We start from the raw sequence: 10,877 nt of genomic DNA, 5'->3' as shown, positions 1-10,877 counted from the left end.
CGTCCGGTCAGGTGTGGGCGGAGGACCACCCGTCGGCGACGAACCGCGAGGCGTCGACGCCCTCGCCCTCGAAGAGCAGCCCGTCCCGGTCCACCGCGACGACCTGGTCGACGTAGACCCCACGACCCTGGCCGGAGCCGTCGGTGGTGCTGCTCCACCGCAGCTGGCTCGCCTGGTCGGGCAACTCCACCGAGACCTGCCACCAGACCCGTCCCCCGTAGCCGGTGACGGTGCCGTCGCTGGTCCAGCGCCGGTCCCCGTGGCGCAGCAGCATCCGCACTGGAGCCCAGGTCCGTCCCCCGTCAGTCGAGACCTCGAACCGGGCGCTGTCGTAGCGGGGCTCGGTGTCGTACCAGAGCAGGAAACTCGCGGTTCCGCCCCGCGTCACCCGGCGCAGCGGGGCGGTGAGCGTGGCGGTCGCGAGGTCGCGCGGGTCGGCCCGCCAGGCGGCGCCCGACCGGGGCCGCACCGGCATCGCCTCGGCGAGGTCGCGTGCGACCGCCCGCCGGGCGACGTTGTTGCTGCCCCAGCCGCGGTCGGGGTGCACCCGGTTGCTGAGCATGATGACGAACGAGTGGGAGAGCGGGTCGATGACGATGGACGTGCCGGTGAAGCCGGTGTGCCCGAACGCCACGGGGGAGGAGAGCCCCATCATGTACCAGTGCTTGTTGAGCTCGAAGCCGAGCCCGCGATCGCTCTCCGGATAGGCCGGCTCCAGCGGCGCGTTGTAGTTGACCAGCATCGCGCGCACCGTTTCCGCCCGCAGGATCCGCCGCCCGCGGTACTCGCCGCCGTTGAGCAGTGACTGGCAGAGCAGGGCCAGGTCCGCCGCGGTGGAGAAGACCCCGGCGTGCCCGGCAACGCCACCGAGCGACCAGGCATTCTCGTCGTGCACCTCGCCCCAGACCATGCCGCGCCCGGCGTACGGCTGGTACTCGGTCGCGGCGATCCGCGTTCGCCGTTCCGGCCCCGGGTTGTAGCCGGTGTCGGTCATGCCCAGCGGCACCGTGACGCCGTCGTGGACCAGCTCGGCCAACGGCCGGCCGGTCACCCGTTCCACCAGCACGCCGAGCGCGATCAGCCCGAGGTCGGAGTAGACGTACCGGGTACCGGGCGTCGCCCCGGCCGCGAGCGGCGTGGCGAGCGCGGCGGCGAACCGCTCGGCCGGCGTCGGGTACCTGCTCCACAGTGCCGTGAAGGCGGGCAGACCTGAGGTATGGGTGAGCAGCATCCGTACGGTGACCGCCGCCTTGCCGCCGACCGCGAACTCCGGGACGTACCGGGCGACCGGGGCGTCCAGGTCGACCCGTCCCTGCTCGACCTGCTGCATGGTGACGATCGTCGTGAACAGCTTCGACACCGACGCCAGGTCGAAGACGGTGTCGGGCCGCATCGGGAGCTGCTGGTCGGCGGGAAGCTCCACCCCGACGAGCCCGGGCGGCGGTCCGACGGCGGCGTACCGTACCGCCGTGCCCACGGCGGCGTGCTGCACGACCACGCCGTCCTTGGCCGCCAGGACCACCGCGCCGGCGTACGCGGGATACCCGGGGTGGTCCGGCGTCGGCTGGAGATATGCCGCCAGGTCGGCGGGCAGGCGATCCACGTGCTCGGGGAGCAGGCCGACCTCGCGGGCGCTGCCGGGCCGCAGCGTGTCGTGTCGAAACTGGATGTCGGCGGGGGTGATGACCGGCGGTCCGGCGTCGGCCGGGGGCGGCGCGGCGGCGGCGGCCCCGATGGCCGGCACCGTCGTGCCCAGGACGGCCACGGTCAGGCCGAGCGCGAGCCGGCGGAGCGTGAGCGGACGGAGCAGACGGCGGGAGGAAGTGGTCATGGCCGTACTCCTCAGTAGAGCAGGTAGGGCTTGCGCTGGCGGGTGAAGGCGGCCAGTTCGTCGGCCCAGGCGCCGACGACGTCGTCCACGTCGGCTCCGGCGTCGATCTGCGTCCGCAAGCGGGGCGAGCCGGTGAGCTTGTCGATCCAGTACGGGCGGACGGGGTCCCAGGAGTCGCGCCGCCAGGCGAATGCCGGGTACTTGTGGGCTTCCACCAGCATCGCCACCGCCGTGCGGATCGGGTCGTACACCGCCCGGTCGACGACCTTGACCTCGACGCCGGCACAGAGCTTGTTCAACAGCGCCGGCTTCTGCCCGGCCGAGGTCGGTGCGAAGTACGCCTCGCGGAACTCGACTCCGGGCAGGTCACGGGCGTTGAGGCGGTCACTCCAGTGGTGGTCGAAGTCGGTCGCCAGGCCGCCGACCAGTTCGAACGGGCGGCAGGTGCCCCGGCCCTCGGTGATCGACGCGACGCCCTCGAAGAGGCCGGTACCCGGGTAGACCAGCGCGGTGTCCGGGGTGGGCATGTTCGGACTGGGCATCACCCAGGGCAGATCGGTGTCGGCGGCGAGGTGGTCCCGCTTCCAGTGCCGGCACGGCACCACGTGCAGGTCGACCGGTCGGCCGGCTTCCGCGGGCAGGAACGTGCCGTTGAAGAACCGGGCCAGTTCCCCGACGGTCATCCCGTGCTGCTGGACGATCTCCTTCAGGCCCACCCCCGAGGTGTACGGCGCGGTCATCATCGGCCCGTAGGCCCGCCCACCGATCGGGTTGGGGCGGTCCAGCACGACGTAGCGTTTGCCGACCCGGGCCGCGGCGACCATCGAGGTGTACATGGTCCAGATGTAGGTGTAGAAGCGGACGCCGACGTCCTGGATGTCGAAGACCACGGTGTCCACCCCTGCCTCGGTGAACATGCTCTCCCATCGCGCCTGCGAGGCGCCGTAGGCGTCGTAGACCGGGATACCGGTGCGCGCGTCGACGCCGGTGCCCTCGCTGCCCCCGGCCTGCGCCGAGCCGCGGAAGCCGTGCTCCGGGCCGAACGCCGCGGCCAGCCGGACCTGGCCCGAACCGTGCATGAGGTCGACGAGGTGCCGGTAGGCCGCGTCGACGCCGGTCGGGTTCGAGACGACGCCGACCCGCTGGCCGGTGAGCACGGCGAACTCGGAGGCCACCAGCTCGTCCAGACCGGTCCGGACCCGGCGGACACCGGGGCTGCCCGCCGCGGGCGCCAGGGCCCCGCCGGCGCCGAACGCCCCCGCGCCAGCGCCGAGCACTCCGGTGCCGACCGCGCCGGCGAGGAAATTCCTACGCTGCATGGGTTGCCTCCTACCAGGTCAGGCCGTGGCCGTAGGGGTAGAGCACGGTGCCCGCGCCCTCGGCCGTGGGGATCGTGACGGGCAGCCGTCCCCTGGGGGACAGCTCGCCGTGCAGCGCGCGGACGAGCGCGTCCATCGCCGCCCGGGTGTACGAGTAGGTCGCCAGGTAGGTGGTCACACCCGGCAGGTACGCGATGTCGTAGGGGTCCCGGACCGCCACCACCACCACGGGCTTCCCGGTACGGAGCAGCGCCGCGACGAGGTGCTGTTGAGTGCCGCGCGGGTCGGTGACGACGGTGTCCCACGCCTTGTTCACCAGCACGACAGTGAGATCGTGGGCGGCCGCCTGGGCGGCGGTGGCGGCGATCACCCCGTCGGACGGCAGGGTCGCCGGTCGGGCGGTGGCCCGGGCGCCGCGGGCGGTGAACCCATCGGCGACGGTCGCGACCGGAGCGAAGGCCGCACTGTCCCAGCCGGTGACCAGCACCGACCGGTCCGCGTGGGCCAGCGGCAGCAGCCCGGCGTCGTTGCGGACCGCGGTGATCGTCGGATCCGTGACCTGGGCGACGGCGGCGAGGTGCCCGGGTGCCCCGACCGTCCGTACCGCCTCCTCGACGTCGACCAGCGGCGACCGGGCCAACCCCTGCCGGTACTTCATGCCGAGGATGCGCCGCACCGACTCGTCGATCCGCCGCTCGGTCAGCTCGCCGGTGCCGACGGCACGCAGCACCGCGTCTCGCGCCAGCGCGAGGTCCGGTGGCATCAGGAGCTGGTCGGCGCCGGCCTTGAGCGCCAGCACGGGCACCCGGTCATCGCCGTACCTCTTCCGCACGCCGGCCATGTTCAGCGCGTCGGTGACGATGACTCCCCGGAAGCCGAGTTCACCGCGCAGCACGCCGGTGAGGATCGTCGGCGACAACGTCGCGGGGTCGCCGGAGGAGTCGAGCGCGGGTATCACGATGTGGGCGGTCATGATCGATTCGACGCCCGCGCTGATCGCCCGTCGGAACGGCGGAGCGTCGATCCGGTCCCACTCCGCCCGGCTGTGGTTGATCACCGGCAGGCCGGTGTGGCTGTCGGTGGCCGTGTCGCCGTGGCCGGGGAAGTGCTTCGCCACCGCGGTCACGCCGGCGTCTTCCTGGAACCCGGCGACCTGTGCGCCGGTCAGCTCGGCCACCAAGGTGGGGTCGGCGCCGAAGGACCGTACGCCGATCACCGGGTTGCCCGGGTTGACGTTGACGTCCGCGATCGGCGCGTACGGCTGGTGGATGCCCACCGCGCGCAGCTCGCGCCCGGTGATCTCCGCCGCCGTGCGCGCGTCCCGTGGTGAGCGCCCGGCGCCCAGCGCCATCGAGCCGGGGAACTGCGCGGCGGGAGCGGGCATCCGCACCACTGCGCCCTGCTCCTGGTCGGTGGAGACGATCAGCGGCACCCGGCCCTTCGCGCCGTCCCCGAGCGCGACCCGCTGAAGCCCGTTGGAGAGAGTGGCGATCTGACGGGGACTGTCCAGGTTGTGCGACCACGAGAAGTAGATGACGCCGCCGAGGTGGTAGCGCTCGACGACCTCGGCCGGCGTCTCCACGCCGAACGCGGCACGGTTCGCCGCGCGGTCCGCGGCCGTGGGCTCCGCGGCGTCACTGCCGTAGACGTAGGTGGAAAAGAGCTGCCCGACCTTCTGCACCAGGCTCATGTGCCGCAACGTCGAGGTGACCCAGCCCTGCTCGCCGGTGGGCGGGCGCGCGGGCGCGGCAGAGGCGTGGACGGGGAGTGGCGCGACGGTGGTCGCCAGGGTGGCCACCAGGACGGTCGCGGTGACGAGTCGGGTCTTCATGGACGACGACCTCTCAGTCCGGGTGGCTGAAACTTAGCTACGGATCAATGGGTCGTCAAGAAGGTTAGCTACAAAGGTGCTCCTCGTGGGCGGATTGTGTCGCCCAGACCGGTTGAGGCACGCCCGGGTGGATGCCACTACCACACGGCTGGTACGTCGCCGGGTCACCTCGGGGCACCCGTCGATCGGAGTAGATCGGCGTCGACATCGCCGCCGGCACCACCCAGCGGTTCCGCCGGGAGTTGAGCAAGCGTCCATCCGGGACTTCGGTTCGCTCCTCTGTCGAGAGAAAGCGGGTTGCTGGGAGATGACATCGGAGCGGCGCTGCTCGAGGGCGCGGAGGGCTTCCAGCCCGCAGTCCACTCAGGTGCCAAGATGCCGCCAGGTCATGGATGGCCGGCCTGTGCCCTGGCGGTGGTTCGGCGCGCGTCCCGCCAGGCGATCATCGCCGTTCGCAGACGGGGTGAGGTGAGCTTGTCGCCTCGGCGCCGGGCGCGCAGCTGATCGACGAGCCAGGCCGGGGCGTCGGCCCGTTCGACGGCCCGGCTCTTGGTGAGGAGTTCGCCGTTGCTCAGCGCGTGGCGGCCACGGGCCATCGATGTGAGGCCGAGATCGGCGATGACGGGGTCCAGCCAGAGCCACGGACGCCGCGCCGCCCAGGCCCAGTAACCAGTCAGCTCAGCACGAGCAGCCTCGCGGACGTCGTCATCGCTCATCGGCGGAAGCACACCGCGCGGTGAGCGGCCGAAAACGGCGTACCCATCGCGGACCAGCTCAGCCCTGGTGATCCCGGAGAGGATGCGCTGGACGAGTGATCCGTGCGTCCACGTCGGGTGCGCCACCTGAATGTCGGAGAGCCTCATGGCGTCGACGTAGACGCATCCGAGGTCGAGTCCAGAGCCGGCGCCCTCGTCGAGGTGGCGATGCAGCCTCGTCAGTGCCGTCTGTCGGCCCGTATCGACCGGACCGTCGACAAGCGCGACCAGGTCGAGATCGCTGACGCCGGGAATGTAGTCGCCAGTCGCCAGAGATCCCGCGACAAGCAGGTCGCTGACCCACCCGAGCGCTGCCAGTCGCCTGCCGAACTCCGCGACGACCGGAACCGAGACCACCACGACTGCAGACTAGAGCTCCCTGTCACACGAAACAGACGGCAGGCATCGTCCACGGCCATCGCCGATGTGGTCTGCGGACTGATATGAAACTGGGGGTGAGTGGCGGGCGGGGAACATCGAGGCGGCATTTCCGTGAATGGGTCAGGCGGTCGAGTACAGCCAGTCCACCGCGCGCCGTACGGTGCTGTCGGGTACGTCGTGCCCGCCGTCGAACTCGTCGTAGGTGACGTCGTAGCCGAGGGCGCGGAGGCGCGGCACGAGGGACCTGCTGCACCGGTCGATGGGCAGCACCCGGTCGGCGGTGCCGTGGGAGACGTAGACGCGGGGCCGGCCGTGGGTGACCAGCGGGGCGGCGAAGCCGGGGGAGAAGGCCAGGACGGCGTCGAAGACGTCGCCGTTGATCAGCCCGAGCGACAGCGCGTACGACGCGCCGTCGGAGAACCCGCCGATCAGCATGCCGGTGATCGGGTAGCCGGTGACGATCTCCTGCAGCACCCGGTCGATGCGCCGCACGTCGGGGCCGAAGCCGACACCGACCATGTCCCAGGTCGCGGCGTCCGACTGCGGCGCGACGAGCAGCAGGCGCTGTTCGTCGGCGACCGTCAGCATCAGGTCCAGGGCCTGCCGGGGCGATCCGCCGGCGCCGTGCAGCAGCAGCGCCAGCCGGTACGGGCCGTCTTCCGCCGGCCCCGGCACGTAGGCCTGGGCGACCAGGTCGCCGGCCTGCCCCTCGAACGCCACCAGGCCGGTGCGGGCCACAGCGGCGATCGGTGGGCCGGGCTGCACGGTCAGGCGGCCGTGTCGGGAGTTCTCCTCCGGCTGCTCATGCGGTGGTGCGGTCTCCCGGATGTTCGGCATGGGTGCCTCCGCGTCGGATGGGACTGTCCGGCGGGCTACCCCGTCAGGCGACTGGCAACCCCGACCCGGCGCGGGAACTCGTCCAGCCGCCAGGAGCGTGCCGGTGGCAGCGGCGGTGCCGCACCGTCTCGGCAAGGTGCCGCAACCCGACGTGCGCACCGCTCGAGTCCCGCCCATGGCCGTCCTCGCGGCACGCGCTCGGGGCGAACTCGCAGTCGCGTAAGAGCGCCTGAAGCAAATCTGACAGCCGCTCAGATCTGGGCCCCGGCCTCGCCCGGGCCCGGACTCCTGCCGTCGGTGACCAGCGCGTCGAAGGGCTCCCGCCCGAGGGCGGCGACCAGGCGTGCGCTCACCCGGTCGGTCTCGTCGCCCACCGCCGGGGCGGCCGGAGCCTGGGCGACCTCCCGGGCGGCGGCCGCGGCGCCCAACAGATCACCGGTGGCGTGCGCGAGCTTGGCCCGCGAGCTGAGCACCGCGGCCTCGGCCCAGGGGTCGCCGAAGGTGGTGGGCAGCAGCTCCGACGCCAGTGCCAGGTCGCCCCGCTCGATCACCGCGTTCGCGGCGAACCACGTGGCCCTGCCGTCGGTGCGCCGGCCAGGGCGGCGCACAGGTCGTCCGGTGTGATCTGGCCGCCCTGCAACAGCGCGAAACCGGCCCGCCAGGCCGCGGCGCGGGCCTCCTCGGCCGGCTCGCCGGGCATCGCCAGCGCCCGCCGCGCCTCGGTGAGCCCGCCGCGCAAAAACCAGTACCAGCTCAGGGCGTTGGCCAGGCCAGTCCGCCGCCATGGGCCAGCGCCGATCGCAGGTTCGCCGTCTCCGCGTCGAGCCGGGCCAGCCACTCCTGCTGGTCGGCGCCGCGCAGCTCCGGGCCGGCGCGTTCGGCCAGGTCGGTGTAGTACGCCGCGTGCTGCGCCCGTACGTCGTCGGCGTCGTCGAGACGTTCGAGGCAGAACGCGGCGACCGACTCGAGCAGCCGGTAGCGCGGGCTCGCGCCGGAGTCGTCCGTCACCACCAGCGAACGGTCCACCAGCCGGGCCAGCGCGTCGAGATCGGTCCGGCACACCTGCCCGGCCGCCTCCGGCGTGCAGCCGTCGCTGAAAACCGCGAGCCGGGCCAGCACCCGTCGGTCGGCCTCCGTCAGCAGGTCCCAGCTCCAGCCGATCACCTCGGTCAGCGTGCGCTGCCGCGGCGGCATGTCCCGCTGCGAGGTGGTGAGCAGCCTGAACCGGTCGTCCAGCCGGTCCACCACGCCCTGCACGCCGAGCGCGCAGCGACCACCGCCGATCACTGCCGCCCGTCAGGGAATGTGGGGCGGGACACGAGCGGGCGGACCAGCCCGCCCTCGGACCTGCGGATAGTTGTCTGCTCGCAACGGTCGCGGAAATTCCCACGGTGAGTAACCTGCGAGCGTGAACGACGACGCTGGGGCGTTCGACCCGGGACTGGTGAGCTCCCGGCCTGCCGCAGCTCCCGCCCTCATGTCGGAGGACTTCACCGCCTCCAGCCTGACCGCCCTGCGTCACCGGCTGCAGGCAGCGGTGAGTGGCGCGGGACTCGTGGGCGACGAGGGCTACGACTTCGTTCTCGCCGTCCATGAACTGGCCACCAACGCGGTGCGCCACGGCGGCGGCCACGGCCACGTCGACCTCCGACGCCGGGACGACGTGCTGATCTGTGAGATCAGCGACCACGGAGCGGCCACGGGAAGTCTGCCCGTGCGGCTGCCCGCCGTCGATGTCGCCGGCGGACGCGGACTGTGGCTGGCCCACCAGTTGAGCGACGGTCTTCTCCTCACCCGAGGACCCCACGGCGTCACCGCCACCGTGACCGCATGCCTGAACCCCGCCGAGCGTCCGCCCATCGTCGATGGCGCGACGTCAAAGCCCGCGGAAGACAGCCCGCACTGACGCCCCGGCCCAGCCGCCGGAACCGGGAGAGCCGACGGACCCACCTTCCACCGCCGTCAGGGTCGGCGGCGCGGCGGGGTGGTGCCGCGGTCCCATCGATCGCCGCGCCTGCGTCGGTCCTCCCGTACCGCGCTTCCGATGGAGCGCACATCAGGTCCAGCTAACGCGGCTATTCGTGAGCTGGAAAGGCGTGGACTCCACGACCAGCCGGGCGCATCAGCACGCCGCCGGCGCCCGCCGGGACAGCGACCAGCAGCGGGAGCCGCCGGGCGGGGTCGACCTGGAGCCGGCCGACCATGCGCTGGGCCGCTCCCGCGGCGGGCTGACCACCAAAATTTACCTGGGGTGTGAGCAGGGGCAGAAGCCGCTGTCGGTCGTGCTGACCGCCGGGGTTAACGACCAAGAAAAGCCGGATATACATGCAACACGCCCATCGCGGGCAAGTCGTATACCACTCCGGTGGACGCGGCAGACATTGATCTAGATCGAGATGAGTCTAGGGGTCCCCTAACCCTCTTCTGGGGCTATCCTGGGCCAATGCCACTCCGCACGTTGGGCGTGGCTGTGGTAGGCGGCGGGACGGGGTGGTCGTATAGCTTCATACATTGATGGTGAATGTCGCGACATTGCCGGAAATGCATGCCAGCCGTCGGTACGGAAGGATGGCGCGCCCCGATCGCCTGCACCGGGCAGCAGCAGCGCCGCTTGTTGGTCGGCGGCAACGTTCGAAGATGAGGTGGTCGCAAGCAATGAGGTACGAGCTGCTGGGGCCGATTCGGGTGGTCGACGGAAACAAGACGTCATCGGTTAGTGCGCGGAAGGTAGAGATACTGCTGGCCGCCCTTCTCATCCGCTCCGACCGAGTGGTCGGTACGGACCAGCTCATGATCGAGATCTGGGGAGAGAATCCACCGCGGCGCGCGACCGCAGGACTGCACGTCTACATTTCCCAACTGCGCAAGTTCCTCACCCGGGTAACGCACGGCCGCAGCCCGATCCTTACGACGCAGAAGGGTTACCTGCTGAGCTTGGGATCCCACGAACTCGACGTCCACATCTTCCGACGCATGATCCAGCAGGGACGCAACCACCACCGTGCCGGACAACTCGTGGAGTCGTACAACGCTTTTCAGGAAGCACTGGACCTCTGGCGTGGCCCGGCGCTCGGCGGTCTCCACGACGGCCCACTGATGAACAGCTTCGCCGGATGGGCCGAACAGGCGCGCTTGGCGTGTCTCGAAGAGTTGGTCGACGCCGCGCTCCTGCTCGGCCGGCACCGTCAGTTCATCGGCTTCCTCTACTCACTGACCACGGAGTACCCGCTGCGCGAGGCGTTCCGTCGACAGCTGATGCTTGCGCTCTACCGGTCCGGCTGCCAAGCCGACGCACTCAACGTCTACCAGTCCCTGCGAACCGTGCTGAAGGACGAGCTGGGTCTCGAGCCTTGCCGGATGCTCAAGGACCTGCAACGCGCAATCCTGCTGGGCGATCCCGAACTGGAGGTCTGCGCCGCCGCCTAGATCGGCGCGTGTGTCGCTGGCGGGTAGACGTGGCGAAGTTCCAAGACCGGCTGCTCACCCGACGTCGAGCTGCCGGAGCTGTTCGTGGACGCTGATCTGGAGATCCTCGTGACCGCACTTTACGCGGAGATCGACGATCTGCTCGATCGGCCCTCCGGTCGGATGCCGTCCGCTGCTGGCTCCCGCTGAGCTGGTCTGAAGGTTGGGTTGACCGACTCGATGGTCTGTCGTAGAGCGCGGAGCAGGGGCTCGCCTGGGTCGGGGTTGCCCTGTCTTGTACGCGGAGCGGGTCATGGTGACGGCGCGTTCGGTCAACTGCCGTTCGGCGGCGGCGTCGCGGTGTCCAGGGCGGGGACCTGGATGAAGTGCGGGACCCGCCCGGTCAACGCCGCAGCCGCTTGTTGTACCCGGGCTGCTTGGGCAGGTCGCTCATTCTCGCTGCCCCGTACCCCTTGGAACAGATCGCCTAGGTCGCCCTAACCCCCGGGCCGAATGCC

Annotated in this window: 9 protein-coding genes and 1 pseudogene; 3 read left to right on the top strand and 7 right to left on the bottom strand. The window is 71.1% G+C overall.

Features of this window, described 5'->3' with window-relative positions:
- Nucleotides 1-7: 7 nt before the first annotated feature.
- The 7 genes from AB0I41_RS00295 to AB0I41_RS00265 all read right to left on the bottom strand — a co-directional run bounded on the left by AB0I41_RS00295 (nt 8) and on the right by AB0I41_RS00265 (nt 8,241).
- Nucleotides 8-1,831 carry a serine hydrolase gene (locus tag AB0I41_RS00295; protein ID WP_357099846.1) on the bottom strand — a complete coding sequence of 608 codons (1,824 nt, stop codon included), beginning with the start codon at nt 1,829-1,831 and terminating at the stop codon, nt 8-10.
- 11 nt (nt 1,832-1,842) lie between these two features.
- Nucleotides 1,843-3,150: a DUF1343 domain-containing protein gene (locus tag AB0I41_RS00290; RefSeq protein WP_357099843.1), complete on the bottom strand. Its 1,308-nt coding sequence runs from the start codon at nt 3,148-3,150 to the stop codon at nt 1,843-1,845.
- 10 nt (nt 3,151-3,160) lie between these two features.
- Complete coding sequence (locus tag AB0I41_RS00285; protein WP_357099840.1) at nt 3,161-4,981, bottom strand: glycoside hydrolase family 3 N-terminal domain-containing protein; 1,821 nt, start codon at nt 4,979-4,981, stop codon at nt 3,161-3,163.
- Nucleotides 4,982-5,367: 386 nt separating this feature from the next.
- Nucleotides 5,368-6,096 carry a nucleotidyltransferase domain-containing protein gene (locus AB0I41_RS00280; RefSeq protein WP_357099837.1) on the bottom strand — a complete coding sequence of 243 codons (729 nt, stop codon included), beginning with the start codon at nt 6,094-6,096 and terminating at the stop codon, nt 5,368-5,370.
- A gap of 141 nt (nt 6,097-6,237) precedes the next feature.
- Nucleotides 6,238-6,954: a phospholipase gene (locus tag AB0I41_RS00275; RefSeq protein ID WP_357099834.1), complete on the bottom strand. Its 717-nt coding sequence runs from the start codon at nt 6,952-6,954 to the stop codon at nt 6,238-6,240.
- A 251-nt stretch (nt 6,955-7,205) separates the two neighbouring features.
- Nucleotides 7,206-7,562, bottom strand: a complete 357-nt coding sequence (locus AB0I41_RS00270) for a hypothetical protein (protein ID WP_357099831.1) — start codon at nt 7,560-7,562, stop codon at nt 7,206-7,208.
- Between the two features lie 145 nt (nt 7,563-7,707).
- Entirely contained in the window at nt 7,708-8,241 is a 534-nt protein-coding gene (locus AB0I41_RS00265; RefSeq protein ID WP_357099828.1) for a hypothetical protein, read from the bottom strand.
- 121 nt (nt 8,242-8,362) lie between these two features.
- Between AB0I41_RS00265 and AB0I41_RS00260 the strand changes: the two genes are divergently transcribed.
- From AB0I41_RS00260 to AB0I41_RS00250, 3 genes and pseudogenes are all read left to right on the top strand, one after another.
- On the top strand, nt 8,363-8,860 hold the full coding sequence (locus AB0I41_RS00260) for an ATP-binding protein (protein WP_357099825.1): 498 nt from the start codon (nt 8,363-8,365) through the stop codon (nt 8,858-8,860).
- A 190-nt stretch (nt 8,861-9,050) separates the two neighbouring features.
- Nucleotides 9,051-9,203: pseudogene (locus tag AB0I41_RS00255) on the top strand (IS5/IS1182 family transposase); the annotation flags it as partial.
- 406 nt (nt 9,204-9,609) lie between these two features.
- Nucleotides 9,610-10,380, top strand: coding sequence for an AfsR/SARP family transcriptional regulator (locus AB0I41_RS00250; RefSeq protein WP_357099822.1), 771 nt, complete (start codon nt 9,610-9,612; stop codon nt 10,378-10,380).
- Nucleotides 10,381-10,877: the final 497 nt, after the last annotated feature.

This window comes from Micromonospora sp. NPDC050200, from assembly GCF_040656135.1.
Taxonomy (GTDB): Bacteria; Actinomycetota; Actinomycetes; order Mycobacteriales; family Micromonosporaceae; genus Micromonospora.
Note: the sequence above shows the minus strand (reverse complement) of the source record. Positions and strands in the feature narration are given on the sequence as shown.

Bases quoted from the DNA above. Each gene is read 5' to 3' on its own strand.
- AB0I41_RS00250 (WP_357099822.1), top strand. From the start codon at position 9,610: ATGAGGTACGAGCTGCTGGGGCCGATTCGGGTGGTCGACGGAAACAAG.
- AB0I41_RS00295 (WP_357099846.1), bottom strand. From the start codon at position 1,831: ATGACCACTTCCTCCCGCCGTCTGCTCCGTCCGCTCACGCTCCGCCGG.
- AB0I41_RS00285 (WP_357099840.1), bottom strand. From the start codon at position 4,981: ATGAAGACCCGACTCGTCACCGCGACCGTCCTGGTGGCCACCCTGGCG.
- AB0I41_RS00275 (WP_357099834.1), bottom strand. From the start codon at position 6,954: ATGCCGAACATCCGGGAGACCGCACCACCGCATGAGCAGCCGGAGGAG.
- AB0I41_RS00290 (WP_357099843.1), bottom strand. From the start codon at position 3,150: ATGCAGCGTAGGAATTTCCTCGCCGGCGCGGTCGGCACCGGAGTGCTC.